Annotated in this window: 26 protein-coding genes; 11 read left to right on the top strand and 15 right to left on the bottom strand. The window is 37.7% G+C overall.

The window, feature by feature from the left end; genetic code table 11:
* The first annotated feature begins 5 nt into the window (after nt 1-5).
* Together QNJ66_RS08355 and QNJ66_RS08350 are read left to right on the top strand one after the other, a co-directional pair.
* A complete protein-coding gene (locus QNJ66_RS08355; protein ID WP_300505130.1) occupies nt 6-698 on the top strand; it encodes a DUF928 domain-containing protein in 693 nt (230 codons plus the stop codon).
* A 183-nt stretch (nt 699-881) separates the two neighbouring features.
* The gene (locus QNJ66_RS08350; protein ID WP_300505128.1) at nt 882-1,628 is read left to right on the top strand and encodes a hypothetical protein; all 747 of its coding nucleotides are present in this window, start codon (nt 882-884) and stop codon (nt 1,626-1,628) included.
* Between the two features lie 158 nt (nt 1,629-1,786).
* On the opposite strand, the gene QNJ66_RS08345 is transcribed toward QNJ66_RS08350, so the two are convergent.
* On the bottom strand, nt 1,787-4,072 hold the full coding sequence (locus QNJ66_RS08345; RefSeq protein ID WP_300505126.1) for a YCF48-related protein: 2,286 nt from the start codon (nt 4,070-4,072) through the stop codon (nt 1,787-1,789).
* 115 nt (nt 4,073-4,187) lie between these two features.
* Nucleotides 4,188-4,889, bottom strand: coding sequence for a hypothetical protein (locus QNJ66_RS08340; RefSeq protein WP_300505124.1), 702 nt, complete (start codon nt 4,887-4,889; stop codon nt 4,188-4,190).
* Nucleotides 4,890-5,158: 269 nt separating this feature from the next.
* Between QNJ66_RS08340 and glnA the strand changes: the two genes are divergently transcribed.
* Nucleotides 5,159-6,580 carry a type I glutamate--ammonia ligase gene (glnA, locus tag QNJ66_RS08335; protein WP_300505121.1) on the top strand — a complete coding sequence of 474 codons (1,422 nt, stop codon included), beginning with the start codon at nt 5,159-5,161 and terminating at the stop codon, nt 6,578-6,580.
* A gap of 87 nt (nt 6,581-6,667) precedes the next feature.
* On the opposite strand, the gene QNJ66_RS08330 is transcribed toward glnA, so the two are convergent.
* Nucleotides 6,668-6,856 carry a DUF1902 domain-containing protein gene (locus QNJ66_RS08330; protein WP_300505119.1) on the bottom strand — a complete coding sequence of 63 codons (189 nt, stop codon included), beginning with the start codon at nt 6,854-6,856 and terminating at the stop codon, nt 6,668-6,670.
* A gap of 302 nt (nt 6,857-7,158) precedes the next feature.
* On the opposite strand from QNJ66_RS08330, the gene QNJ66_RS08325 reads away from it, so the two are divergent.
* On the top strand, nt 7,159-8,208 hold the full coding sequence (locus QNJ66_RS08325) for a hypothetical protein (protein ID WP_300505117.1): 1,050 nt from the start codon (nt 7,159-7,161) through the stop codon (nt 8,206-8,208).
* 87 nt (nt 8,209-8,295) lie between these two features.
* Here the strand turns inward: QNJ66_RS08325 and QNJ66_RS08320 are convergent, their stop codons facing one another.
* The gene (locus tag QNJ66_RS08320; protein WP_300505115.1) at nt 8,296-8,565 is read right to left on the bottom strand and encodes a hypothetical protein; all 270 of its coding nucleotides are present in this window, start codon (nt 8,563-8,565) and stop codon (nt 8,296-8,298) included.
* 174 nt (nt 8,566-8,739) lie between these two features.
* Between QNJ66_RS08320 and QNJ66_RS08315 the strand changes: the two genes are divergently transcribed.
* On the top strand, nt 8,740-8,946 hold the full coding sequence (locus tag QNJ66_RS08315; RefSeq protein ID WP_300505159.1) for a hypothetical protein: 207 nt from the start codon (nt 8,740-8,742) through the stop codon (nt 8,944-8,946).
* On the opposite strand, the gene QNJ66_RS08310 is transcribed toward QNJ66_RS08315, so the two are convergent.
* The 3 genes from QNJ66_RS08310 to QNJ66_RS08300 all read right to left on the bottom strand — a co-directional run bounded on the left by QNJ66_RS08310 (nt 8,935) and on the right by QNJ66_RS08300 (nt 11,907).
* Nucleotides 8,935-10,455: a GMC family oxidoreductase gene (locus tag QNJ66_RS08310; RefSeq protein ID WP_300505112.1), complete on the bottom strand. Its 1,521-nt coding sequence runs from the start codon at nt 10,453-10,455 to the stop codon at nt 8,935-8,937. The two genes, QNJ66_RS08315 and QNJ66_RS08310, sit on opposite strands and share 12 nt — an antisense overlap.
* A 482-nt stretch (nt 10,456-10,937) precedes the next feature.
* A complete protein-coding gene (locus QNJ66_RS08305) occupies nt 10,938-11,225 on the bottom strand; it encodes a hypothetical protein (protein ID WP_300505110.1) in 288 nt (95 codons plus the stop codon).
* A 94-nt stretch (nt 11,226-11,319) separates the two neighbouring features.
* On the bottom strand, nt 11,320-11,907 hold the full coding sequence (locus QNJ66_RS08300) for a heme-copper oxidase subunit III (RefSeq protein ID WP_300505108.1): 588 nt from the start codon (nt 11,905-11,907) through the stop codon (nt 11,320-11,322).
* 206 nt (nt 11,908-12,113) lie between these two features.
* Between QNJ66_RS08300 and QNJ66_RS08295 the strand changes: the two genes are divergently transcribed.
* Nucleotides 12,114-12,293 carry a hypothetical protein gene (locus tag QNJ66_RS08295; RefSeq protein ID WP_300505106.1) on the top strand — a complete coding sequence of 60 codons (180 nt, stop codon included), beginning with the start codon at nt 12,114-12,116 and terminating at the stop codon, nt 12,291-12,293.
* Here QNJ66_RS08295 and QNJ66_RS08290 read toward each other — a convergent pair.
* The 4 genes from QNJ66_RS08290 to QNJ66_RS08275 are packed head-to-tail and all read right to left on the bottom strand — an operon-like array spanning nt 12,261 to nt 16,060.
* Nucleotides 12,261-13,955, bottom strand: coding sequence for a cbb3-type cytochrome c oxidase subunit I (locus QNJ66_RS08290; protein ID WP_300505104.1), 1,695 nt, complete (start codon nt 13,953-13,955; stop codon nt 12,261-12,263). The genes QNJ66_RS08295 and QNJ66_RS08290 overlap by 33 nt on opposite strands.
* 36 nt (nt 13,956-13,991) lie before the next feature.
* Entirely contained in the window at nt 13,992-14,885 is an 894-nt protein-coding gene (locus QNJ66_RS08285) for a cytochrome c oxidase subunit II (RefSeq protein ID WP_300505156.1), read from the bottom strand.
* Between the two features lie 51 nt (nt 14,886-14,936).
* Nucleotides 14,937-15,560 (bottom strand): DUF2231 domain-containing protein, encoded by a 624-nt coding sequence (locus tag QNJ66_RS08280; protein ID WP_300505103.1) that lies wholly within the window; start codon nt 15,558-15,560, stop codon nt 14,937-14,939.
* Entirely contained in the window at nt 15,560-16,060 is a 501-nt protein-coding gene (locus QNJ66_RS08275; RefSeq protein WP_300505101.1) for a DUF2231 domain-containing protein, read from the bottom strand. The genes QNJ66_RS08280 and QNJ66_RS08275 overlap by 1 nt, the downstream gene beginning before the upstream one ends.
* Before the next feature lie 772 nt (nt 16,061-16,832).
* On the opposite strand from QNJ66_RS08275, the gene QNJ66_RS08270 reads away from it, so the two are divergent.
* Both QNJ66_RS08270 and QNJ66_RS08265 read left to right on the top strand, forming a co-directional pair.
* Nucleotides 16,833-18,203: an NAD(P)/FAD-dependent oxidoreductase gene (locus QNJ66_RS08270; RefSeq protein WP_300505099.1), complete on the top strand. Its 1,371-nt coding sequence runs from the start codon at nt 16,833-16,835 to the stop codon at nt 18,201-18,203.
* A 260-nt stretch (nt 18,204-18,463) separates the two neighbouring features.
* Nucleotides 18,464-18,901 carry a Uma2 family endonuclease gene (locus tag QNJ66_RS08265; protein WP_300505097.1) on the top strand — a complete coding sequence of 146 codons (438 nt, stop codon included), beginning with the start codon at nt 18,464-18,466 and terminating at the stop codon, nt 18,899-18,901.
* A 98-nt stretch (nt 18,902-18,999) separates the two neighbouring features.
* On the opposite strand, the gene QNJ66_RS08260 is transcribed toward QNJ66_RS08265, so the two are convergent.
* Complete coding sequence (locus QNJ66_RS08260; RefSeq protein ID WP_300505095.1) at nt 19,000-20,052, bottom strand: hypothetical protein; 1,053 nt, start codon at nt 20,050-20,052, stop codon at nt 19,000-19,002.
* Nucleotides 20,053-20,174: 122 nt separating this feature from the next.
* Here QNJ66_RS08260 and QNJ66_RS08255 point away from each other — a divergent pair, with 122 nt between their 5' ends.
* Entirely contained in the window at nt 20,175-21,065 is an 891-nt protein-coding gene (locus tag QNJ66_RS08255; RefSeq protein WP_300505093.1) for an ABC transporter permease, read from the top strand.
* A gap of 50 nt (nt 21,066-21,115) precedes the next feature.
* Here the strand turns inward: QNJ66_RS08255 and QNJ66_RS08250 are convergent, their stop codons facing one another.
* The 3 genes from QNJ66_RS08250 to QNJ66_RS08240 form a co-directional block, all read right to left on the bottom strand.
* Entirely contained in the window at nt 21,116-22,000 is an 885-nt protein-coding gene (locus tag QNJ66_RS08250) for a 4-hydroxybenzoate solanesyltransferase (protein ID WP_300505090.1), read from the bottom strand.
* Between the two features lie 196 nt (nt 22,001-22,196).
* Complete coding sequence (locus QNJ66_RS08245) at nt 22,197-22,517, bottom strand: HdeA/HdeB family chaperone (protein WP_300505088.1); 321 nt, start codon at nt 22,515-22,517, stop codon at nt 22,197-22,199.
* A gap of 39 nt (nt 22,518-22,556) precedes the next feature.
* Nucleotides 22,557-22,919 carry a hypothetical protein gene (locus tag QNJ66_RS08240; RefSeq protein ID WP_300505086.1) on the bottom strand — a complete coding sequence of 121 codons (363 nt, stop codon included), beginning with the start codon at nt 22,917-22,919 and terminating at the stop codon, nt 22,557-22,559.
* 418 nt (nt 22,920-23,337) lie between these two features.
* On the opposite strand from QNJ66_RS08240, the gene QNJ66_RS08235 reads away from it, so the two are divergent.
* Together QNJ66_RS08235 and QNJ66_RS08230 are read left to right on the top strand one after the other, a co-directional pair.
* A complete protein-coding gene (locus QNJ66_RS08235) occupies nt 23,338-23,505 on the top strand; it encodes a short-chain dehydrogenase (RefSeq protein ID WP_300505084.1) in 168 nt (55 codons plus the stop codon).
* Nucleotides 23,506-23,655: 150 nt separating this feature from the next.
* Nucleotides 23,656-25,629: a bifunctional aldolase/short-chain dehydrogenase gene (locus tag QNJ66_RS08230; RefSeq protein ID WP_300505081.1), complete on the top strand. Its 1,974-nt coding sequence runs from the start codon at nt 23,656-23,658 to the stop codon at nt 25,627-25,629.
* Nucleotides 25,630-25,649: the final 20 nt, after the last annotated feature.

Raw genomic sequence — 25,649 nt, 5'->3', positions numbered from 1 at the left:
AGATCATGAAAAACAAAATTGCGCTCGCTTTAAGTTTCACCAGTCTTTTTTTACCAATTGGCAATGTACAAGCTCAATCTTTGCCAAACAATGAGTCTTCTAATCTACTCCTAGCTCAATTTCAAAACCCCAATCAACCAGGTGGTCCCCGTGGGCCTGGACAACAAGGAGCAGGAAGAGTCTATGAAGCACCTCCTAATATCTCAGAATTACCCCAAGGGCAAACCACACCCATACCTGTACGTAAGAGTTGTCCTGATCAGTTCTTAAATATTCAAGCTGTTGCTCCCTCAGACAGTCGAGGGTTTACGGCTCAATCAAAACCAACATTTTGGTTCTATATATCCCCTATAGCAACCAATCAAAACGCAACATTTGTTTTAAATAAGGTAGAAGAAGATGAACAAGTTGAGAAATTTCAGGTTTCTTTACCTAGTCAAGCCGGAATTATCTCTATCCAGGCAACCAAAGAGTTAATGTCCAACACAGATTATCGTTGGTATTTACGTATACTCTGTGCTGATGATGTGCAAATTTCGGTTGAGGGAACTGTTCGGCGAGTTGATGAGAATGCTTTTCCTATTGAGAATCGTTGGTATGATCTTTTGTCTAATACTGTCTCCCAACGGGAACAGTGGGTTAACTTATTAACTAATGCGGGCTTAGAAAATATTGCCAATGAGCCTGTTTTGGATTAATTTGATGAAAGCAGAACAAAAAGTATCTACGATGCGTCCCTGTGTTTGGGGTTGATGGCAGCCTCCTAAATAGTTCATCATGTTTTATGGTAAAATCCTGCGGATCTCATTCCTAGGGAGTATGTCAAAACATAGCTACTTGGTGTTCTACAATCAAACGAGTTAGTCTCTCAATTTCCTCAGATGGAAACAAGTTTTACTCTAACCTTCGACAATCAATCCACAGCAGAAGTCCTTAAAATTCAAGCTGGACAAGAGATAAGCACTGCCTTATCAACAATCAACCTGAAGAAACGCTCTCCCGTTTTGGTGGTTATTGGTGGTGCCAGTCAAATTAGTCAGCCAGATTTGGTGCGTCTGGAGCGTTTATTTGTAGAAGTCTTAGCCCCTCTAGCAAAAGAATTAGGTTTATGCGTCGTTGATGGAGGAACTGACAGTGGAGTTATGGGTTTAATGGGTAAAGCTAGAAACCAAGTTAAAGGGACATTCCCTCTTATTGGAGTTTCTCCCATCGGCTTAGTAAAGTTCCCTCATCATTCTAACTCTTCTTCTGAGGCTGCTACACTCGAACCCCATCATACCCATTTTTTATTAGTTCCAGGTTCTAAGTGGGGAGACGAGTCCCCTTGGTTGGCCCAGATAGCCAGCGTTTTGGCAGGAGAACATCCTTCCGTTACCGTTTTAATTAACGGTGGAGCCATTGCTTTAGTAGATGCCACGGAAAACGTCAAATTCCATCGTCCTTTGATTGTAATTGCTGAAAGTGGTCGTTTAGCTGATGAAATCGCTACTTCCCTCTCCCACCCAGAACAAGAAGTGCGTCAAGAAATAGCCTCTTTAATCGCAATGGGAGAGTTAAGAGTATTTAATCTCTCAGATCCCTTGTCTAAACTGCGGGAATTACTAACAGAAAAACTAATCATTGAATAACCTTACCGTGCAGAACTGCTATATGTCTAAATCAGATTAAAAGATAAAGCTATTTACTCAATCTGCAATATACAATCTACAATTTTCCGTCAAGAAAATAAGTTATTACAAAAATGGGATACTCCCCAAAAATTAGCTAGTAATCGGACACTAGCAGATCATAATTTAAACAAGATCAGGAATGCCACAATAAAGGTTACAAATGTTCCTATTAATTTAATTTGTAGCTTACTCAAAGGCAGTTTTTTCTCTAATCCTAAATATCCTAAAATAAAATAGCTAAATATAGCAACCACTGCTGCAGCAACGACTCTCGCTATGGGACCTCGATAAACTAGAAAGAACAGACTTCCCCAAGTTATTAAATCATAATTATCATTAGTATTTACGGGAATAGTAATGGTCTCCCAAGTATTGCCAGCATCGGTGGATCTATAAATTTCTGTATTGGTTCCCCCAAAACCATAAAGAGTATTATCCTCAGCATAAGAAGGGGAAAACTGTATTGCTTGACCCCGATAAGGAATATTATTCATTCTTGAAAAAGTAAGGGCATTATCCCCAATTTTCTCAAAGGTTTCGCCTCCATCAACGGTTTTAAACAGTCCTTTTGCTCTGATACTGACTACAAAAGTTTGGTCATTTTCATAGTTTGGGGAAATGGCTAAAGCTTGAACATGTTCATTATCTCCATAGCTTGTATTTGTCAACTTAACCCAGGTTTCTCCTGCATCTTTGCTTATATAAACCCCTTGTTCCGTCCCAGCTATTACCGTGCGATCGCTTTCATAATTTGGTGATATGGCCAACTGAAAATAAAAGAGATTTTCTAAAGGGGTTTTTTCCGTTGTAGCTTGCCATGTCTTACCCTCATCTGTGGTTTTATAAATTCCTTTCACCCCTGAAGCATACAGGGTTTTGTCAGTAGGAAAATTAGGGGATATTACTATAGCTAGGGGTTCGTTAATCTTATAACTGTCAATGGCTGACATGACAGAAAAGTTTTGACCCCCATCTGTTGAGCGCATAATTAAACCATACATGGTAGCAACATAGACAGTGTTATCTTGCGCAAAACCAGGGGAAGGAACAATGCTAAATCCTCGAAGTGATTGGCCTTTTGCACCGGGAAGGCCCACAATTTGCCAATTCTGGCCTCTATTAGTAGACCTTAAAAAGTTTTCCCAAAGAACAGAGGCAAAAATATTGCCATCAGATTCATAGTTAGGAGAAAAAGCGACATCAAAAAAGCGGCGAGGATCTTGTCCAGTAAAGTTGAATTGTCTAGTAAAGCGAGGGGGTTCTAATCCCTTATTAATGGTTTTCCAAGTATTGCCACCATCTGAACTAAGATAAGCATTACCAACATAAGTAACAACCCCTAGAGTAGAGTCGTTTTTGTAGTTAGGAGATATCCCTAAGTTGGCAACTATTCCTCCTGACAAGGTTTCTAGTTCTTGCCAAGTTTCACCACTATTTTGAGATTTGAACAATCCATTGAAACCACCGACAAATATCACTCCATCTTGGCTGAAGGTAGGAGGAATACCTAGCTCATAAAAATGGGGAACTTTGAATTCATCAGCTTGCCCATCTTTGGTTAAACCCTGATTTATTTTTTTCCAATTTTCTCCTTCATCCTCAGATTGAAATACTCCCATATCTGCGGTAGAAACAAAAATTTTCAAGCTATTATTTTCTACATCTTTTATCACAATGTCCCTAATATTATTATCTAAATTTTCTTCACTTATACTAACAAAAGACTTACCAAGGTCAACACTTTTAAAAATACCTTTATCGGTTCCAATGAGAATCATTTTGTCATTGGCAAAATTAGGTGAAATGGCCAGAGCATTTATGAGATTATTATCCGGGGAGTTGCCCATAATCTGCCAATTTTCACCCTTATCCTCAGACAGATATAAATTGCCTTTATTGTCACCTAAAATAATTTGACTATCGTTGTTGGGTAAAAAAGCTACAGCAGTAAGTTTTGTATTTTCATCGATTACAGAAGTCCAATTTGTACCCCCGTTATTTGTTTTAAATAATCCTCCTTCAGTCCCCTTTGCTAAAACTAAGTTAGAATCATTGGGTGAGATAACTACTGAATCAATTTTGAGTGTTTCTAACCCTTGATTGACTTTTTGCCAAGAAATTCCTCCATCTTGAGACTTATATATTCCATCACCATTGGTAGATAGAAATAGGATATCTTTACTTTGAGCAAACATATCTAGGTCTGAGAGATTATTTGGAGTTTGATTATCTATTCCGTTAGTAATTCTTTGCCAATTTTCTCCTCCGTCAACTGACTTAAAAAGATTACTTCTAACAATAATCCAGACGGTTTGATCCTCCTCGTAAGTTGGTGATAATTCTATTCTGTCTACCACATCGTGGGGTCTATGGGACATGGATGGCTGGATTCCAACAGCCAAAAGAATTACGCTTAAAAGGATTAAAAAGATAAGTTTTCTTAATTTAATTAAAAGCTGAATCATATTGCTTCTTAATTTGACTGAGTTAGGATAGGAAATTAATTACTAGAATTTATTAAAAATGCCGGGTATTATCCAGCATTTGGCAACATTGTAACACAGCCTGACTAACCATAATTTCTGTTTCTTGATTTAACATAAGGCGGAAATATCCTCGAATCTGTTTTACTTGAATTGGCGTTAACTGTTTATTTTCTATAAGATTAGAAAGATTTTCTACAGCAATTAATCGCTTTAAAACATTAACATCTGTTAATTGAGAGACCCATTCCTGATACTTATTTTCCTGTTTTTTTCTAGGTGTACTCAATAATTGCCAACTTAGTAAACCCAGTGTTACAAAAGTGCCGAATCCTTGTAGAATTAATCCCGTAGCTAACCAACGATTTTGAGCATTAGACCAAATATCGAGAGCAATATAACTACTAATTGCACCAAAACCGCCACCTATAACAGCGATCGCTAATTTACCGTGCAAAGTTTGGGAAAATTCATAAAAACAGATCCAGCGACTTTGCCATTTACCGGTCTGGACCCAATAAATTACACCCATCAACCCCATACCAGTCAAGGTTGCACCTACCAGTTTCGGGTCCCAATCTAACATCAGGGTAGTTCCCATTGACCCCGACAAACACAGTAGCAGTTTCCGTCGTTGTTTGTGCTTTAAAACATACTTGATACCATACCTGAATTGACTCCAGGAAAAATTAGATAATTGCTCAAACAGGGGTTGCGATCGCAATGAAACTTGCATTACCGAGGCTGCCTAAAATATAACGTCTGCTCATGTTTACTATATCGCTAATCTAGGGGAATTTAACTACTTTTTTTCAAGATAATTGATACAATTCTTTACACCTAACAGTTATGTTTTCCAGGTTTAGCTTTTTGCTGAGAAAACTTAGTCTTATTTACAGGTTTCAAAAGGCAAAACAGTATCCAATTATACAAAATCTAGCAAAGTGAGTCTTTACTATCAATGACTTGAAGAGATGTATATATTGAAATCCCAAGGAGTCTTTCATGGCCCAAACACCCCAAGAAGTCTTGAAAATGATTCAAGACCAAAACATTAAAATTATTGACCTCAAATTCATTGATTTACCAGGGATTTGGCAGCATTGCTCTTTTTATCACGATCAAATTGATGAGGATTCCTTTGACGCTGGGGTTCCCTTCGATGGTTCCAGTATTCGGGGATGGAAGGCCATCAACGAATCCGATATGTGTATGGTTCCTGACCCCAAGACAGCTTGGATAGACCCTTTCTATGAGGAACCTACCCTTAGTATTGTTTGTAGCATTAAAGAGCCTCGTACGGGGGAATGGTACAGTCGTGACCCTCGCACCATTGCCAAAAAAGCAGTAGACTATCTCCAAACCACCGGTATCGGTGATACTGCCTTTTTTGGACCAGAAGCAGAGTTCTTTGTCTTTGATGACGTTCGCTTCGACCAAACCGAGAACAAAGCTTACTATTCTGTTGATAGTGTAGAAGGTCGTTGGAATACTGGTAGAGAAGAAGAAGGCGGTAACTTAGCCTATAAACCTGGTTATAAACAAGGTTATTTCCCCGTTTCTCCTACGGATACCCTCCAGGATATGCGGACAGAAATGTTGCTAACTATGGCTGAATGTGGGGTTCCCATCGAGAAACATCACCACGAAGTGGCAACTGGGGGACAAAATGAATTAGGGTTCCGTTTTGCTACCTTAATTGAAGCTGCTGATTATTTGATGACTTATAAATATGTGATCAAAAACGTGGCTAAAAAATATGGTAAAACCGTAACATTTATGCCCAAACCCTTATTTAACGATAATGGGTCAGGAATGCACGTTCACCAATCTATTTGGAAAAACAATGAACCTTTATTCTGGGGTGATGGTTACGCTAACTTGAGTAAAATTGCCTTAAACTATATCGGCGGTATTTTAAAGCACGCTCCAGCTTTATTGGCCTTTACTAATCCTACTACCAACTCTTATAAGCGTTTGGTTCCTGGGTTTGAAGCGCCGGTTAACTTAGCTTATTCTCAAGGTAACCGTTCTGCATCTGTGCGTATTCCTTTATCTGGTCCTAACCCCAAAGCGAAACGTTTAGAGTTCCGTTGTCCTGATGCTACTTCTAACCCCTATTTAGCGTTTGCTGCTATGCTTTGTGCAGGGATTGATGGTATCAAGAATGAAATTGACCCTGGAGAGTCTTTAGACGTAGATATTTATGATCTTTCTCCTGAAGAATTGAGCAAAATTCCTTCTACTCCTGGTTCTCTGGAACAAGCATTAGAATGTTTAGAAAAAGATAATGCTTTCTTAACTGATGGTGGTGTATTTACATCAGACTTCATTGAAAATTGGATTGAGTATAAATTGGATAATGAAGTTAATCCTTTACGTTTACGTCCTCATCCTTATGAGTTTGCGTTGTATTATGATGTCTAAAATTTTAGTCATTATTTAGTTGATTTTGCCACTATTATCGGTGGCATTTTTTTGTTTAAAACAGGTCTTTGATCACCAGATAAAAGCCTAATAATCTTCTTCTAGTATTCCATTTAATACTAACAATTCTGGAATCATTTCTCGTAACTTATCATTAAGATTCTCTAATGTGTCTGCTTCTGTTGCTAACCCTGGAACCTCTTCGCTAGTGGCAACCCAAACCTCTGCTTCAGTATCCCAAAACCCTTGTATGTTGTAAATTTTTGCTTCTTTCATGGATGTTTACCTACCTTAGACCATTCTAGTTTAGTATAACAATAAGATATATAGCAGTCAGATTTCAATTGTGAGAAAATCACCTTTCTGGGGTTTAATATTGTTCTGGGTTTAACAATGTTAAACCCCTACGAGAACGCATTTGTAGGGACATAATACTATTATGTCTTGATATATTGCACCTTCTCACATATCATTGCTAATTGCTATAATATTTTTAATTGTCATTCCGAGGAACGAGGAATCTAATTAACTTTCCAAGTAACAGAATAATCAGTAAACTTTAAAAATTTAGTGGTGTTATGAACAATAATCAACAGTCAGCTTTAGGTTTATCTACAGAATCTATTAAAATTTATGAAAAAACCTATCAATTACCCGTTCTTAATAGTGCAGGTTTTAGTCAACTACAACAAAAAATAAAAAAGCGTCAACAACTAATTAAGGCGGAAAAACGCCAAATTAGAAAAACTCAAACTCAAAAGAGATTTTTCGGGTTATTTAATAAAGAAGAGATTGTTACTCGTTCTCAAACAATTACTTTTTCAGAACGGTTTCAAGAGCTAGAAATATTGATTAATGACTACAACAATATTATTAGCTTTTTAACTAAACATAAACAAGCTTATCAAATATTTTTTGTACAGTTAACCGATGAATTAAAAGGGATTGTTAATAAAAGATGCTTAGAATTAGCACAAGTAGAAGAAAAACGACTAATGGGACTGCAAGAAGCAGACAATGATCCTGTTTTAGTTGAATTATATCAAAGTCAACAACAACAGATTTTTAGGAATGCTTTTATTTTACACCGTGCTGCTCAATTAATGTTGAAAAAAGTTGAGCTAATTAACAAGAGTATCCAAAAATTAGCAGAGGATCAAGTACAACAAAAATCTCTATTAGAGAACATGGTAGGAAAATTGAGCAAGTATCAAAAAGCTTATGCTTTACAGCAAGAAATTAATAAAATAGAAAAAGATATTAATAATTTAGCTGATGTTGCTATTAATTTTGAGAACATTATGAGCAACTTTTTGGAAACCTTTCAAGGTTTAATTGAGCAAGTTGTAAGCATTGATGAAGAACTTTCAGGAACGGTAAAAGAAATTAGATTATTAGCAGAATATATTCTCAATCAAGATGCTAGATTATTTGCTTTTGAAGAGTCGGAAAGTTTATCTGATAGTGTGGTAGATTTTTTGGCAAGAAGTTATGGTAAATGGGAACGCATAGGAGATGCTGTGGAAAATATTAGTTTTGAAATGGTTAATAATTTAGAACAGTTATTATTACCTCCAGAAGTGTTAGAAAATACCTCTTTAAGCACTGCACTTGATTCTATACATTAATATGTATTGACATGGGTAAAAATGGTGGGCAATAATTATAGGTTAAATATCATAATTCTTGTTGATTAACCTATGCCCACCGTACATTTAAGGATCTAATCGATCGCGAATTTCTGTGAGACGATCTTCTATTGTTTCGATATGACGCACATAGTCTGCTTGAACTTCATAAAAGTCCGCTTGTGCAGCAGCTAATCTAGCCATCCATTCAAAAACACGGCGACGATCTTGCGCCCATTCTTTTCGTTCCTGCGCCCGTTCTTTTCTATCTTGGGCTACAGCATCACTTAAAGCTTGAATCGATTTAGCATTAGATTCAACAATCTTTTCAATTCTAGCTAATCTATCTTCTGACATTGTGTTACTCTCAAATTAATTAATGAACATTTTTTGTCCCCTTGGTGGTTGCCAGGGGACTATTTTTATTTTATAGCTTAAAACGGCGATCGCTTGTGTTTTTGACGATTTCGTGATGGGGATCAATGTTGTGAATATTTCTTAACAAGCTGTAGACAGCATAAAGCAAATGCTATGTTAGAAGTAACCTATACCATGAAATTTCATAAAAGTATGTTTACCATGAGCAAAAATAGTCAGCAAACCATAACACAAGCGATCAAAACCCATCGGGACAGTCTACGCAAAAGTCTACAACATCGTCTAGAAGTAGCGAGATCCTCGAATAATCATTATTTAGTTCGTCAACTAGAAGCAGAAGCAGCTTATCTACATCTCTAATTTTTCTTTGAGGTGATCCCCCACTCGCAACGCATTAGCAATAATAGTTAATGCAGGGGGAACACTAGAACTAGAGGGGAAAAAGCTACTATCCACCACATAAAGATTTTCCAGATCATGGGTGCGACAGTTAAGGTCTAAAACAGAGGTTTTGGGGTCTTCTCCAAAACAACAGGTTCCGCATTGGTTCGCAACGGTTTGTATGGGAACTTCTCCACGGGGATAAACGGCTAACTTTTCAAACACCGAACTACCTAACTTGTTTTCCCCTGCTTTGAGGACATCGATCCAGCGATAAATGAGGCGATCGTGTGCTTCGATATTATTGGCTGTAAAGTCAACATAAATCTTATCTTCTTTGACTCTAACACGGTTATCAAGTTTGGGTAAAGTTTCGGTGTACATCCACCAACCAATAGACCTTTTGGCCAACTGTTCGAGACCAAAACCCGGCAGTCCTTTGGCCAATACCGATAAAATGGGAGGAGACTCGGCAAAAACAATGTCTTGCAAGAGTCCTCCTGTATTTTCAATATGACCCATAGGATAGGGAAAGTTCTCGTCACCCCAATAAAAGTCATTAACGCTGACAGTTCTCAGAAACTGACCAGAGTTGGAGTTAACACTGAGTTCCACCATAGCGGTTTGGTGGAGTTTCATGAAGTTCCGGCCGACGAGATCAGAACTATTGGCCAACCCGTTGGGATGTTTATGATTAGCTGATTTTAATAATAAGGCCGCTGAGTTGATTGCACCACAGGCTAAAACGATAATATCGGCGAAAAATAGATAAGATTGACCATTTATTTCTGCTTCTACTGCTCTTACTGCTTCTCCTGACGAATTAGTAATTAAACAGACCACTTTTGCCGAGGTTTTCAGGGTTACATTATGGTGTTTTAAAGCAGGGACAATACCGAATACTTCTGAGTCTCCCGTGGGGTCATCTTCTTGACGGGTTAAACTGAGGGGTAACGGGGTGGGGTGTAACCCTTGTTTAGCGATCGCATCTACTATAGTTTGGATCTGGGGTTCGTGTTCAACTGGAGGTAAGGGATAATCTTCGCTATGATCGGGTTCACTCGGATCATTCTCAGTGTTCCCATGAACCATGTATAATTTTTCTGCTTCGGTATAATAGGGTTCAAAGTCTTGATATTTGAGACCCCATTCAGGGGAAATACCTTCTTGATGTTCTACTGTTTCAAAGTCTTTTTCTCGCATTCTTACTAATGCTGCGCCGTAGATTTTTGTGTTACCACCTACTGCATAATTAGTCTGAGGAGAAAAGTTTTCTCCATCCTGATCATACCAGCGTTCAGAAGCACGATAACGTTCTTTTTTAAAGACATCAACATTGGCCCTATTTTGTTCTTCTAAGGGCATAAAGTCACCTCTTTCGAGGATAAGAATTTTTTTACCTGTGGGGGCTATTCTATTAGCTAAAGTGCCACCTCCTGCACCTGTTCCCACAATAATTACGTCATAATGTTGATCATCAATAATCATAATTGTTGCTACCTTTGCTTACTGTTTTTAAACTCAAATAATCTGGGCAATTAAGAAGATCATCATATTTTTTTAGCTATCATTATAGGTATTGCCCACCCTACAATATTTGCTTATTTTGGGAAGCTCAGAAAAGCTCATCTAAGTTGTTGTAAATCTTCCTAAATATAAAGAATTACACCTTTTTATAATTTACCGTTTTTCTCTCAAAGTATGATGTCACATCTATAACATTTCTGGGTAGAAAAGAAATCAATTAGCATTTTTTTAGTTTCAATTACTTTACTAATTATCTATTTAACCTGAGTTCGATATAAGGAAATTTATAGACAACCGGTCAAAATCAAGAGTCTTAAACACTAATTATCTTATAGAAAACATTCCAACTCCTAACTCCTAACTCCTAACTCCTAACACCGAACTCAGGTATCTACCCAAAGTTAATAATTACTGTCAAAAAAAGAACAGGTTTTTAATGTAACTTATTCTTCACCAGTAACAATAAAGGTGAAACCAGAATCAACTGGATGATCGACTTTAGAGGTGATACAAGTGAAACTATCAAGGGTGATATCAAAGATTTTTATTGAAATACCATTATTGTTCCAAGGAGGTTGAAACACTGTGCAAACTGCTGATGGTAGTTTGGAGAAAGGTTTTTCAAATCGTACCATATAGACACCACTCTGAAGCTTTTCGCAACTGAAACCCTCCCCCGATATTATTTCACTACCATGACCAATTGTCCCATAAATCTGACGAATTGCCATAATCAAACCTCAATTTAGGTTAACACAAGTATCTTACAGGTTTAGGGTGACAAAGACTGTAAGTAAAACCTGAAATTTGTCTTAAATTATTAACTTATTGCCAGAGATAAAGTAGGACAAATAAAATAATCCAAATAACATCAACAAAGTGCCAAAATAATGAAGTTGCCATTATACCAAAATGACCATTATTATAATTACCAGGAAGGAAAGAACGTCCTAACATAATAACTTGTAATAAAACACCTGTTAAAACGTGCAAACCATGAAACCCTGTTAACAGATAAAACATTCCTCCAAAGACACCAGAAGTAAAACCAAATTCCAGACCATTCCATTCAATAGCTTGTCCAAATAAGAAATAAATTCCCATAGCTATTGTTAAGAAAAGAAATATTCTAAAGCCCCATAATTTGTTTTTTTTCAAAAATTTTTCGGCAATATAAATAACAAAACTACTAGCAACTAACACCACTGTATTAATTAATGGTTCTCTAACTTCTAGTCCACTTACACCAGTAGGTAGCCAGTCAATGGTAGTAGTTTTATAGACAATATATCCTACAAAAAAGCTCAAAAAAATGATACTTTCTGAAGCAAGAAAGACGATAAAACCGAAAACACTATTACCTTGTTCATCGTGTTCGTGGTGTAAATTTTGTGATGAAAGTGAACTATCCATGATTATTGTTTCCGAACGTTAATAATGTGAAAATTGAGGAACCTGTATCAACTTATTGGGGGACTATAGCATTACAAAAGATGGTTAGGACAAATAGACTTTTGTTTTAGGGAACAGGTAATAAGAAAACAGGCAACTCCAAATAGACAAAATATCCTAACATTAATGCGTAGGGCTATAGAAAAGTGAGAAACTGGAAGAAATGATTGATATATCTTCCCCCCGTCACCCCGTCCCCCCGTCACCCCGTCACCCCGTCACCTCATCACCCCGTCACCCCGTCACCCCGTCCCCCCGTCACCCCGTCCCCCCGTCACCCCGTCACCTCATCACCCCGTCACCCCGTCACCCCGTCACCCCGTCACCCCGTCACCATGATGGCCTAAAACCCCTTCCAGGTTGCTTACCAAAGGTTCTGACTTACCATAACTGTAGGGTTCAGAAACAACAATAGGAGTGTCCTCAAAGTTTTCTATGGGAGGAGGAGAAGAAATGATCCACTCTAAACCAATGGCCCGCCAAGGGTTGCTAGTTGCGATGGGTCCTTGTATCCAAGAACTCATAATATTGAAGATGAAAGGTAAAGTAGACATACCCAGTAAAAATGCCCCTAAACTAGCTAAAACGTTCCAGAAAGTGTATTCTGGGTCATAAGAAGCTACTCTGCGTAACATTCCTTGTAACCCTAAAGGGTGCATGGGTAAAAAGTTTAAGTTAGTGCCAATAAAAGCTAACCAAAAATGCACTTGACCCCAACTTTCGTAATACATTCTTCCCGTCATTTTGGGGAACCAGTGATAAATAGCAGCATACATTCCCATAGTTACGGTTCCGTACAACACATAATGGAAATGTCCCACCACAAAATAGGTGTTGTTGACATGAATATCCACCGGAACAGCAGATAACATAATGCCGGTTACTCCAGCAAAAATAAACATGATCAACGCACCCATAGCGAATAACATAGGAGTATTAAGACGTAACTTACCTCCCCAGATAGTTGCTACCCAAGCAAACACTTTAATACCAGTAGGAACAGAGACAAACATGGTAGATAACATAAATACCATTCTCATCCATCCAGGGGTTCCACTCGCATACATATGGTGTACCCAAACTAAACCACTAACTGCTGCAATAAGTAAAGAAGAGATAGCAACTATTTTGTAACCAAACAGAGGTTTACGGGAATAAACTGGAAATATTTCCGAAAAAATGCCAAAGATAGGCAAAATAATTACATAAACCGCAGGGTGGGAATAGAACCAGAAAAAGTGTTGAAATAAGATCGGGTTTCCTCCTTGGGAGGGGTCAAAAAAGCTGGTTCCCACAGTTAAATCAAACAATAACATGACTGCGCCGGCGGTTAAAGCAGGAAGACCAAATAATTGAATTATTTGCGCGCTAAAAACAGTCCAAACAAAAATAGGCATCCGAAAGAAGGTCATTCCCGGGGCCCGCATTTTAACCACGGTGGTGACAAAATTAACTGCCCCCATAATAGAAGATACCCCAGAAATAGCCACCGCTAAGATCCAGAGAAACTGTCCTGTTATCAGTTGTCCGGTGGGGTTTTGTAAACTAACCGGAGGATAGGACCACCAACCAGACTGGGCCGAACCACTGGGGACAAAAAAGCTGGCCATCATTAAGATACCCACCACTGGAACCATCCAAAAGGCCGCCGCATTTAAACGAGGAAAGGCCATATCTTTGGCCCCGATCATAATAGGAACTAAATAGTTGGCGAGTCCGACCAATGAGGGAAATGTCCACAGAAACAGCATAATTGTGCCGTGCATGGTAAACATTCCGTTATAGAGGGTTCTATCTACTAAGTCAGCTTCTGGGGTAATAAGTTCACCCCTCATGACCATAGCGAAGATACCACCGATGAGAAAGAAAATAAAGGCAGTAACTAAGTATTGAATACCAATGACTTTATGATCTGTACTAAAGCTAAAATATCGTTTCCAGTCTCTGGCCGATAGGTCTTGATAGCTTTCTGTAATAATAGTTGTTGTTTTGACTTGAGTATCTGTCATTTTTACAATGAATAATTAACAATTAACAATTAACAATTAAGAACTGCTATAGTTAACCACGGGAGGTTTTGCAGGAATAACAGTAGGCCATCCTGTTTTAAAACCTTTTTTCTTTTGTTGGGAATATTCAGCCGCGGCCTGGTTATAAGCAGGGGAAGGTGTCAGTTTTTTGGCTTCAGCTAACCAACTAGAATAAGCTTCGGGGGACTCTACCACCACATTTGTTTGCATGGTGGCAAAATAGGTTCCACTAAACTGTGAGTCCCTTAAACGATAGGTTCCTTCTTTAATAGGAGTAAACTCAAAGTTAATGGTTTTGTTGGGGACAATATCTTGTTTTACCCGAAAAGCAGGAATATATAAACCGTGTAAAACATCTTCTGAGGTTAAAGCTAACTTGATACGATGGTTAGCAGGAAGATGTAACTCGGTACTGGTAACATTACTCTCAGGATAACGAAACACCCAGGCCCATTGTTTGGAAATAACTTCTATTTCTTCTGTGGGGACTTCTTCGACAACCGCCGGGGTATCACCATGTCCCATGGATAAGTGCATCATTTCCATTGGGCCACGGATAGACATTTGATCGTAGATGTAGTAACTATAACCAGCTAACCAAAATACCAACAGGATAGGAATAGCAGTCCAAACCACTTCTAAGGTGACATTTCCTTCAATATGGGGCCCGTCGCTAAAATCATATTTTGCAGCCCTCTGAAACACCACAGAATAGAACATTACTCCTGTGATACCCAGAAAGATAAACGTTCCTATTGTCACCAAAAAAGCAAATAATTTGTCAATTAATAGGGACTCGGCCGACGCTTGGGGAGGAAACCAAGAATAGGATAGGTTTCCCATCCAAACACTGATACCTGTTAAAGCGATCGCATAAGCAATAATAAAGACAATATTACGAGGTTTCATCATAAATGTAACTACCAACAACAATTGATAACTGAAAAAACTGATCACTGATTACTGATAACTGACCACTGAGGGCTGCAATAACTCGGTTTGTTTGTTAGCTTGTAACAGTTGATCGGCGGTATTATGTACTCCAAACTCGGCTGCTATTTGGGCCCCGAGGGTTCCATGAATAAACAGCAAAAATAACATCAACATTCCCACCCCGAGATAACTCCATTGCACTTGGATGGTTCTTTCTTTTCGCCAAATAAACCTTTGAAACCCTCGCCAGATGGTCATTCCCACCATAAAGGCTAACAGGAAAACACCACCGACACCATGCCATAACATGGTTGACATAGCATCCATTCCCCATGCACTTTTAACCTCAGGAATAGGGTGGGCCAGCATCATTTCATAAAAACCAGCAGCAACGGTAAAAACGGTGATAATGGAAGCAGCAAGGATGTTATACCAACCGACATCGAAAAAATTGCTGCGAATAGCAGGAATAGCTAAAATTTTCAGTAAGGGTTTTTTGAAACCATACATCGCCCCTAAAATATCAAAGAAAATGGCAATAATGAACAAACCCAAAGTTAAATGAACTAGATTAGGATGAATAGGAATGCTATAAGGCAGTCCATTGGGGCCAAGATTAGCACTTAAAATATCAATAGCGTTATAGTCCATTATTGTAAGATTCCCTCCTTAATCGCTTCTACAACGGGAACGGTATGCAGTCCATAAACCCATACCAACTCGTCACCCAGATATACTTGCATTCCCACAACACCTACCAAGACTAAACCTAACCCTAAATAGGGAATAGGTAGCTTTTCGGGGTCTTTTGAACGCAGGACGTAACGCCATCCTGTTATCCCTGCAATAATGCCTGACAATGACCAACCAATGAGAGTATGGAGGTTTAAAACCGGTTCCACTGCTTCATAAGGTTGGGCCAAACCGGCCTCATATTGACCAAAAATAATGGCTACAAAAATAGAAGCAGTTGCGATCAACATATTCCACCAACTGACTTCATATAACCGAGGGTTACGGGTGAAATAACCGATAACATCGCAGAAAAAGGCAAATAAGACCATTGCAATCACGAAATGAACCACAATGGGATGTAGGGTATCGGGATAAGGTAAATTATGATCGTTTAATGGGGGCAAATAATTAAACATAATCGTATTTTGCTGTGAGTATTTTTGAGTAATACATTGACTGTATTTTTCTGTGTTAGAACAGCCCTCTAACAATAAAGTTTATGCTCATCCTTGAATCTGCAAAATCTAGATTTTTGGGCTAAAAATTCCTTTTTTCTTTGGTAATCACCTATTAACTACAAATAAGTACATTGGTGAACTCTAATCAATACTTAATCTTTGACAAACTGTCATAAATTGGTGAACTCTAATCAATACTTAATCTTTGACAAACTGTCATAAATCATGGGATAATCTTTTTAGAAAGTATCCTAAATAATTAATATCTACATTTGTTAACTATATCTGCATCTTTTCCCACCTCTTAATTGATTTTTAATAATTTTGAAAATAATAAATATGAGACTTATATCAGGTTTATATATTTTTTGTTGCTTGATTTACTTGTTTAATTTTAGTTAGAAGAGATTAGAAAAAATATTGGTAAAAGCCATAGTATTTATTGAAATTGCGATCTAATCGAGTTTATTACCAAAGCAGAATCAATCAAATCTACTGCTTTCTAGAATAACAAAAAGTTGGTATTTTTTTATATCATTACCGAATTTAGACAATAAAAGAAAAGATTTTGTAGCCAAGATAACAAACTAAAGTTTCACACTCATCATAGACTAAAAAGTGAGTTTATCGCTTAGTGTTTTAAACTTGTAAATCTAGTCGGAGACTCGTATTTTTTCTGTTGTGAAAGCCTCAAAAATCACAGCAGTTAAAGTGATGAGAAAAAAAATAGATGGTTGCTCAATCTGATTCCTCAAATCTTCATCACGTCGTCATTGTGGGCGGTGGTTTTGGTGGTTTATATGCAGCACAAAAACTAGCCAAAGCCCCTGTTAAAGTTACTTTAATTGATAAAAGAAACTTTCACGTTTTTCAACCCTTACTCTATCAAGTCGCTACCGGCGGTTTATCCCCGGCAGATATTTCTTCCCCATTACGAGCTTTATTGAGTAAAAATAAGAATACAGAAGTTTTAATGTCAGAAGTTCAGGAAATTAACCCAGAACGACAAACCGTTAAACTTCGTTACCGAGACATCGAATATGACTCCCTCATTCTCGCTACAGGAGTCACACATCAATATTTTGGCAATGACTGGGAAAAAAACGCCCCTGGACTAAAAACTATCGAAAACGCCATCGAAATACGTCAAAGGGTCTTTATTGCCTTTGAATCTGCCGAAAAAGAACCCAACCCTGCCCGAAGAAAAGACTGGTTAACCTTTGTTTTAGTGGGAGGAGGACCAGCCGGTGTTGAGTTAGCTGGGGCCTTAGCAGAACTGGCCCACGGAACCTTAAAAGAGGATTTTCGGAATATTGATACCTCAGAAGCGGAAATTATCCTTTTACAAAGCCGTGAACACATTTTACCCGTCTATCCTCCCAATCTTTCCCTAAAAGCCCGAAAATCCTTAGAAAAATTGGGTGTAACCGTGAAAACAGGGGTGAGAGTTGCTGATATCAGAGGTCAATTGATTACCTATGGTGATGGTGATAAGTTAGAACAAATTCGCGCCCGTACCATCCTTTGGACTGCTGGTATGAAAGCGTCTCCCATTGCTAACCTGTTGGCCGAACGCGCGGAAGCGCAACTAGATAAAGCTGGACGAGTTATGGTAGAACCTGATTTTCATTTAGCTAAATACCCAAATATCTTTGTTATCGGGGACTTAGCCCATTATCCTGATGGAGAAGGAGGTACTTTACCAGGTACTGCCCCTGTTGCCATGCAAGAAGGTGAATATGTAGCCCGTTTTATTCGCAATGGTCTCCAAAACCGTCCTTTAAAACCCTTTAAATACACAGACTGGGGTAATTTAGCGGTTATTGGGAAACACGAGGCTGTAGTAGATATGGGATGGTTAAAATTATCCGGTTTCTTGGCTTGGTTTGTCTGGTTATTTATCCATGTTTTCTACCTACTTGAATTTGACAATAAATTGATTGTTATGATTCAGTGGGCCTGGAGTTACTTTACCGAAAGTAAAGGGGCCCGTCTCATTACGACTCCTGGTAAAGACCCTGAAATTAAATTAGAAGATGACCAGGAAACTATTATCTACGAGGCTACATTAAAACAAACAGAAACATCTGCTTCTCTGTAATATTGGATGAGTATGGAAAGTCTGGGAAACATTTGGACTTTAATTTACTCTTAGATTATTATCAGATTAAAGCTGTGTTTTGAGATATTTCAGCCTAACTAATTACTTATTTTTTACCGGGTTTAGAATTGCTCTAAACCTGGTTTTGTATCAACTTAGAATAATTAGTTTGAACTTAGACGAGTTTCTTAGATTGTCTTTAATTAAAAAGTCTCATAAAATAAGATATAAAGATATTTAGAGTAAACGTTTAATGTGTTATGCAAGCAACTGTTATTAAAAATCATTCCATTGAAGACTATCTAAAACAGGAAGAAAAAGCAGACTTTAAAAGTGAGTACATTAACGGAAAAACTAGACCCATGACAGGTGGAACAATTAATCATAATCAAATTGTAGGTAACATCTACGATGAATTACATTTTGCCTTCAAAAAACTTGATTATCGTGTTTATGTAGAAAATGTTCGACTTTGGATACCAGAAAAAAGAATTTTCACCTATCCTGATATTATGGTAATACAAGGAGAACCAATTTATTATGAAAACCGAAAAGATACCATTGTTAACCCTGGTTTAATTATCGAAGTTTTATCCCCGTCAACTGAGAATTATGATAAGGAAGGAAAATTTGCTGCTTATCGAACCATTAATAGTTTTGCAGAATATGTTTTAGTCAGTCAAACTCAAATATATTAAGATTTTTGAACTTTGCAGACACGCCCTAGTTTATTATAAAGATAGTGAGCAGGATGCTCACACTACTATGTCTCAAACTTATTTGAAACGACTATAAGTTAAAGTACCAGTTGAATTTTATCAACATTTTCTAGAAGAATTTGAGGATTAGCTTGTTGTGGAGAAATAACATTAACTTTCCCTTGTGCTTCGATCATTATATTAGGATTAATTAAAAAGTTACGACCTGATGTAACAGTATCTAAATTATCATTCCAAATATTAGCTAACTTTTCTCGAATTTTTTCAAATTCTTTGCTATCTTCAAAGTTAACTAAAGTATAATAACGAGGTAATTCTTCAGTGACTATTTCTATAGCATATACATCAAATAGAATTTGAGGACTTTGGGGAAACTTAACTAATTTTCCTGTTAATGTTGTTTCTGTATTATGTTTTGCAACTAATCTATCCACAATTTTAATAGGAGTTTCAGGGTTTAAATTGAGGTTTAAATGAGTAGGTTTTCCTGGCCAAGTTTGTATTTTATAACTAATATCAATCAAATCTCCTCGATATAAATCCTTAGTTAATTCTGTATTTTTAACAAAAATAGGTAACACTTTATCCTTATATTCTACAACTAATATTTTACCCTCTTCATTAACAAAATGAACTTTGAAGATTGCGTTATTTTTATATTTTAATTCTGCTGGTAGATCCGCTTTATATTCATAATTTTCATATCCTTCTAACCCTTGCCAAGATTCCTTAACTACAGCAGATTTAACGACAATATGAGGTTGTGGACTAGGATTTTTGATTAATTTACCTTGTAAACAAACTTGATCATGTCTGCCTACTTTCTTTAAAGTTTCTTGAGTTTGCTGATTACCAGGAATAACAGAAAAGTGTTGAAAATTAAAAAAATTATCAGGATCACGAACCGCTAAAACAAAGATATTTTCTTCAGGAACTGTACCATGAATTTCCCCTAATAATCCTGTATTTTCTAACTCATTGCTTAAGTTGGATAAGTTAACCCCTTGATAAACTTCTGGATTATAAACACAAGGTTCTGGAACAGATAAAGCAGAAGAGACCAGGGCAATAACTCCAGTTATAATAGTAATTACAATTAAGATTAACTGACTTTGATAACGCTTAATCATGTAGCTAAAATATAAGACAACAATTTACATTCTAGCGTTATTATCAAACCAACATAACATAGTGCAAATTCTGAAAAAGCAGATAAGATCAAATAGAGTGAGAAAAATAATAGATACAGAATATGAGTCAAACCATTACACCATCACCAACACAGAACAGTTTAGCCCCTAATGTTATCACTGATATTAGACCAGAGGGAAACTGGTTCTCAGACTTTTCTCAAGAAACCCTAGCCATGACAAAACGTCTGTTTATCCAACTACAACGCCGTCCTTCAACCTTGATAGCTGGTATTATTCAGCCGTTTATGTGGTTAATTTTGTTTGGGGCCTTATTTTATAACGCCCCTCAAGGCTTATTTGGGGATGATCTCAATTATGCTAAGTTTCTCTCCCCTGGTATTATCGTTTTTACCGCATTTTCCGGGGCATTAAATGCCGGACTTCCTGTGATGTTTGACCGAGAGTTTGGTTTTCTCAACCGTTTACTGGTTGCCCCCTTAGCTTCTCGTTATTCCATCGTGGCCGCTTCTACTCTCTATATTATCAGCCTGAGTATCATTCAAACCGCCGTTATAGTCGGGGCGAGTGCTATGTTAGGAGGTGGTTTACCCAGTTTAGCAGGTTTAGCAGCGATCGCTTTAATTGTCTTTTTAATCGTTGCTGGAGTAACCGGCTTAAGTTTAGGGTTAGCTTTTGCCTTGCCGGGCCATATCGAACTGATTGCGGTCATTTTTGTCACCAATTTACCTTTACTGTTTGCTAGTACGGCCTTGGCCCCGCTATCTTTTATGGCAGGATGGTTGCAAGTTGTCGCGAGTTTAAACCCTTTGACCTATGCTATAGAACCTATCCGCTATATCTACCTCAATGGGGAATGGTCTTTAGGTAGTATTGTCCTAGAAACTCCTTGGTTGGAGATTAATTTTCTTGGGGTTTTGTTACTATTAGTAGGGTTTGATGCCTTAATTTTATTAACGATTCAACCCTTATTACGTCGTCGTTTTGCTTAATTTTTGAAAGTAGGGGTCAACGGCTGTTGACCCCTACAATATAAACATCTTTAAAAGAGAATATTAACCATAATTCCGGCTAATAAAACAAATCCTAAGATAACATTTTGACGAAATATTTTCCCATAGGTTTCTTGAGGAATCTCAGGGGAACTTAGATTAATATATTGTATCATCCAACCCAATAAAGCGATGCTCCAGGTTAACCAAAATCCTATATTTAGGTCCATAATAATCCCTAAATAAGCCCATAAACCTGCGGTAATGGCAAAGAAAATTCCTACTGCTTCCCCTGCATATTTTCCGAAGAATAAAGCACTAGAATTAACCCCAATTTTTTGATCATCTTCTCGATCAGCCATGGCATAAACTGTATCAAAACCTAATGTCCAAAATACCGTTATTCCCCACAATACCCAGGTATAATTTTCTAGTTTTCCTGTTACAGCAGTCCAACTAATTAAAACTGCAAAACCCCAAGCTAAAGATAACACTAATTGAGGAACAGGAAATACTCTTTTAGCTAGAGGATAACAGACAATAAAAGGTACAGCAGCAACACATAAACCAAAGCTTAATGTATTGAGATAAAAGGCTAAAATAGCAGCACAAACAAGAGAAATAAAAGCGATAATAACACCCACTTTTATAGAAAGAGATCGCTCAGCTAAAGGCCGTTTTTTTGTCCTTTCTACTTGAGGATCAATATCTCTATCCCAGAGATCATTAATAACACATCCGGCTGCACTTGTAGCTAAGGTTCCTAATATTATAACCCCAATCAAAGGCAAAGGAGGAAGTCCCCTTGCTGCTAAAAAAATAGCCCATAATGCAGGGATCATTAAGATTAACCTTCCTGCCGGTTTATCCCATCTTAATAAACGAATAATGGTTAACAAAGTTGGTTCTTTTTGGGGTTGAGATTGACTAATCATAGTTTTATTTATAGACAATTAACAATTAATAATTAACAATGGATAAGTTTTGTAGAGTGGGCATTGCTCACACCTATTTTCAAATCAAGGTTTTGACTTTGAATATAACTAAATTAATTATTAATTATATGTTAACAAAAAAAGTATTCTAATACTGAAGTATAAGAATACATTAAACTTTGAAAATTAAGCAGTTTTAAAGATATCGATCAAAAGCTGTCATTAACATGGAGTTGGGGTTATCTATGCAATAATCAGTAATTTTATTAGTTGCTTCTCTTAAAGCAACTCTATCAATAACCATTTGATTATTTTTTGCTGCCATTAAACCATGAAAAAAGACTAAAGTTAATTCCCGATCTTTTCCTGGCATTTTTAACAATTCTCGACAACTAATTTTATTTAATTCTACTTTAGTATCTTCTGCTTCATCCTGAGCAAAACTCGACAAAGTAGATACTGGACTAATGATAGTTGATAATAGGACAATAGCTAATAGTTTGTTAATTGATTTCATGATCACTCCTCATTATTTATTGATTGTTGAAATTAATGGTTATCTTAAGGGTGCGCCCCGCAGACAATCATCAAAGGCTTGTTGAAATAAGTTATCATAGTCAGAAGCACGACGGGAACTACCGCCGATGATGCCAACAACGGAACCTATGGCTGCCCCTGTCCCGGCACCTCTTCCCCCATCTATAATAGCCCCTATAGCTGCGCCACTGGCTGCCCCTCTTGCTCCTCCTCGAAAGAAACCACCTCTAGCATAGCGATCTGCATAATCTCTGGCGTAACTTTCACAATAAGAGCGAGAACGAGATTGGTATTGAGCTAGGGTAATGCTAGTTGATAGTAGCATAGCATCAGCTACTAAAATTGCGCTAATTGTTAACAGCTTTTTCCATGATTTCGGCATAGTCTAAGTATGGTTGAAATAGGATTGGTTTATTTTCCATCCTTTATTATAGCATTTTTCCCCTAATTAAGTGGTAAATTTTCTTCTTTTCAGATATTTTTTCAATGTAATCAGTATTTTTTCTTGGATAAATATACTGAATAAAATACGTATATTTTCGAGTTTACATCTTGACCAATTAAGCTTAGAATTAAGGTCAATATGTTGTTTGTTACCCATAAAAATTTTATTTTAGATGTGAAAATATAGCACTGTATTTTAGACAGTGATTAAACATTATACTCAGCTTGTTATAATAATGTTCATCTTGCATTTTTAATGAAAAAATGTCAGTTAGGATTCTCAATAATGCCCTAACTACATGATTAAAAATACTCGCTTAAGAACGAGTTCTAATCTAACCAAATAAGAGGTTAAAATGTATAAAATTGAACCCCCATCTATGTTCAACACTTTAGAAGATTATGAAAACTTTGTTAGTCAATTATTAGAACAAGAAACCGATTTAAAAGTTGACCCCATGTTAGAGTGGGAAGACGCTATGAATGAGCATAATTCTTTAATCGTAGATTCCGCAAAGAATTAATTGCAGTAACTAAGTTTTAACTAATTTCTGAATTTTCAAATACTCCTTAATAACTCAAGATAAACTAATTTGATTATCTTGGGTGTTTTTTCGTCTCGAATTGTTATAGAGTAAAGGAAGATAGATATTTAATGCTCAACCGATCTGCCGATGAAAAGTTTGTGGAATGACCAAGACGCAGCTAAATATAAAACAGATTTAGCCCTGAGAGTTTACACTTCTAGATTATTAGGACAAAACCCCTCTTTAGTGTTGCACGGTGGTGGCAATACATCGGTAAAAATACAACAAGATAATATTGTTGGAGAAAGGGAAGATATACTTTATGTTAAAGGCAGTGGTTGGGACTTAGCTACCATCGAGGAAGGCGGTTTTTCTGGGGTAAGAATGCCTCATTTGTTAAAATTAGCGAAACTTAACAGCTTATCAGACTCTCAGATGGTCAATGAGTTGAAAACCCAGATGATTCGCGCTAATGCTCCTTCACCCTCCGTTGAAACCATCCTCCATGCTATCTTACCCTACAAATATGTGGACCATACCCATGCTGATGCGGTAGTTACAATTACCAACACAGCAGAAGGAAGAAAGCGCATCGAAGAAATATACGGCGATCGCTTAGTAATTATCCCCTATATTATGCCAGGTTTTGACCTCGCTCGTCTCTGTGCCGAAGAATTTGAGAAGCAAAAAGGCCATAATACTGTTGGTATGGTGTTGATGAATCATGGTATTTTTTCCTTTGCAGACACGGCCAAAGAATCTTATGAACGGATGATTGAGTTAGTTAGCGAAGCAGAAGACTATCTAAACCATCATCAAGCTTGGAATATCCCCCAAAAAGCCGTAAATAACCCCAAAACATCTCTAGGTCAGACTTTAGCACAACTACGTCATCAAGTGTCCGTTGCTGCTGGTTTTCCAGTTATTCTCTCCCTACAACAAACAGGGAAAACCCTGAGTTTTGCCCAACGAGAAGATATTGCTACTATTTCTCAACAAGGACCTGCTACACCAGATCACGTCATTCGCACCAAACGCACCCCCTTAGTAGGTAAGGATGTAGAGGGGTATGTAAAGCAGTATGAAAGCTACTTTAAAACCCATTTAAACCAGGCTAAAGACAAGAAAACGATGGTTGATCCTGCACCAAGGGTGATTATCGATCCAGAGTTAGGAATGGTTGCGATCGGCAAAAATGCCAAAGCTGCGGCCATCGTGGCTGATATTTATGACCATACCATCGATATTATCCAACGGGGGACGCTATTGGGAGGTTATCAAGCTTTACCTCCTCAAGATATCTTTGATGTGGAATACTGGGAACTGGAACAAGCAAAACTAGCCAAAGGAGGGCAAAAACCGCCATTGACGGGGGAAGTTGCCCTAGTAACCGGGGCAGCGTCCGGTATTGGTAAAGCTTGCGTGGAGTCTCTGCTGAAACGAGGGGCCGCTGTGGTGGGGTTAGATATTAACGAGGCGATCGCAGATTTATATAAGGATCCCAACTTCTGTGGCCTTGCCTGTGATCTCACCGATGAAACAGCCATTCAGCAAGCCCTAGAAACGGCTGTAAGACGCTTTGGAGGAATTGATATGGTGATCCTCAATGCGGGTATTTTCCCTGCTAGTAGCACCATTTCCACCCTGTCTACGGAACAATGGCGACGTATTATGAGCATTAATTTGGATGCTAATCTGGTATTAATGCGAGAGGTTCACCCCTTTTTAAAAATGGCTCCTAACGGGGGTAGAATGGTGGTTATCGGCTCCAAAAATGTGCCGGCACCAGGGCCAGGGGTGGCGGCTTATTCTGCGTCTAAGGCTGCTTTAAACCAGTTAACCCGTGTAGCTGCTTTGGAATGGGGTAAAGATAAAATTCGTATTAATTCTATTCATCCTAACGGGGTATTTGATACAGCTATTTGGACTGATGAGGTGTTAGAAACTCGGGCAAAAAAATACGGTTTAACGGTGGAAGAATATAAAACAAATAATGTTTTAAAAGTGGAAGTTAGCAGTCATGATGTGGCCGAGTTAGCTGCAAGTATGTGCGATCGTTTATTTGAGAAAACAACGGCAGCACAAGTTCCTTTGGATGGGGGAAATGAAAGGGTTATTTAACAGTTAGCAGTTAGCAGTTT

The organism is Crocosphaera sp. (genome assembly GCF_030064895.1).
Classification (GTDB): domain Bacteria; phylum Cyanobacteriota; class Cyanobacteriia; order Cyanobacteriales; family Microcystaceae; genus Crocosphaera.
The sequence above is the reverse complement of the archived record's forward strand: the minus strand, read 5'-3'. Positions and strand labels throughout refer to the sequence as shown.

Bases quoted from the DNA above. Each gene is read 5' to 3' on its own strand.
- QNJ66_RS08270 (WP_300505099.1), top strand. From the start codon at position 16,833: ATGGTTGCTCAATCTGATTCCTCAAATCTTCATCACGTCGTCATTGTG.
- QNJ66_RS08300 (WP_300505108.1), bottom strand. From the start codon at position 11,907: ATGGATAGTTCACTTTCATCACAAAATTTACACCACGAACACGATGAA.
- QNJ66_RS08350 (WP_300505128.1), top strand. From the start codon at position 882: ATGGAAACAAGTTTTACTCTAACCTTCGACAATCAATCCACAGCAGAA.
- QNJ66_RS08230 (WP_300505081.1), top strand. From the start codon at position 23,656: ATGAAAAGTTTGTGGAATGACCAAGACGCAGCTAAATATAAAACAGAT.
- QNJ66_RS08285 (WP_300505156.1), bottom strand. From the start codon at position 14,885: ATGAAACCTCGTAATATTGTCTTTATTATTGCTTATGCGATCGCTTTA.
- QNJ66_RS08250 (WP_300505090.1), bottom strand. From the start codon at position 22,000: ATGATTAGTCAATCTCAACCCCAAAAAGAACCAACTTTGTTAACCATT.
- QNJ66_RS08315 (WP_300505159.1), top strand. From the start codon at position 8,740: ATGTTAGAAGTAACCTATACCATGAAATTTCATAAAAGTATGTTTACC.
- QNJ66_RS08265 (WP_300505097.1), top strand. From the start codon at position 18,464: ATGCAAGCAACTGTTATTAAAAATCATTCCATTGAAGACTATCTAAAA.
- QNJ66_RS08355 (WP_300505130.1), top strand. From the start codon at position 6: ATGAAAAACAAAATTGCGCTCGCTTTAAGTTTCACCAGTCTTTTTTTA.
- QNJ66_RS08290 (WP_300505104.1), bottom strand. From the start codon at position 13,955: ATGACAGATACTCAAGTCAAAACAACAACTATTATTACAGAAAGCTAT.
- QNJ66_RS08235 (WP_300505084.1), top strand. From the start codon at position 23,338: ATGTATAAAATTGAACCCCCATCTATGTTCAACACTTTAGAAGATTAT.
- QNJ66_RS08305 (WP_300505110.1), bottom strand. From the start codon at position 11,225: ATGGCAATTCGTCAGATTTATGGGACAATTGGTCATGGTAGTGAAATA.
- QNJ66_RS08275 (WP_300505101.1), bottom strand. From the start codon at position 16,060: ATGTTTAATTATTTGCCCCCATTAAACGATCATAATTTACCTTATCCC.
- QNJ66_RS08330 (WP_300505119.1), bottom strand. From the start codon at position 6,856: ATGAAAGAAGCAAAAATTTACAACATACAAGGGTTTTGGGATACTGAA.
- QNJ66_RS08310 (WP_300505112.1), bottom strand. From the start codon at position 10,455: ATGATTATTGATGATCAACATTATGACGTAATTATTGTGGGAACAGGT.
- QNJ66_RS08240 (WP_300505086.1), bottom strand. From the start codon at position 22,919: ATGCCGAAATCATGGAAAAAGCTGTTAACAATTAGCGCAATTTTAGTA.
- QNJ66_RS08280 (WP_300505103.1), bottom strand. From the start codon at position 15,560: ATGGACTATAACGCTATTGATATTTTAAGTGCTAATCTTGGCCCCAAT.
- glnA (WP_300505121.1), top strand. From the start codon at position 5,159: ATGGCCCAAACACCCCAAGAAGTCTTGAAAATGATTCAAGACCAAAAC.
- QNJ66_RS08245 (WP_300505088.1), bottom strand. From the start codon at position 22,517: ATGAAATCAATTAACAAACTATTAGCTATTGTCCTATTATCAACTATC.
- QNJ66_RS08340 (WP_300505124.1), bottom strand. From the start codon at position 4,889: ATGCAAGTTTCATTGCGATCGCAACCCCTGTTTGAGCAATTATCTAAT.
- QNJ66_RS08325 (WP_300505117.1), top strand. From the start codon at position 7,159: ATGAACAATAATCAACAGTCAGCTTTAGGTTTATCTACAGAATCTATT.
- QNJ66_RS08255 (WP_300505093.1), top strand. From the start codon at position 20,175: ATGAGTCAAACCATTACACCATCACCAACACAGAACAGTTTAGCCCCT.
- QNJ66_RS08260 (WP_300505095.1), bottom strand. From the start codon at position 20,052: ATGATTAAGCGTTATCAAAGTCAGTTAATCTTAATTGTAATTACTATT.
- QNJ66_RS08320 (WP_300505115.1), bottom strand. From the start codon at position 8,565: ATGTCAGAAGATAGATTAGCTAGAATTGAAAAGATTGTTGAATCTAAT.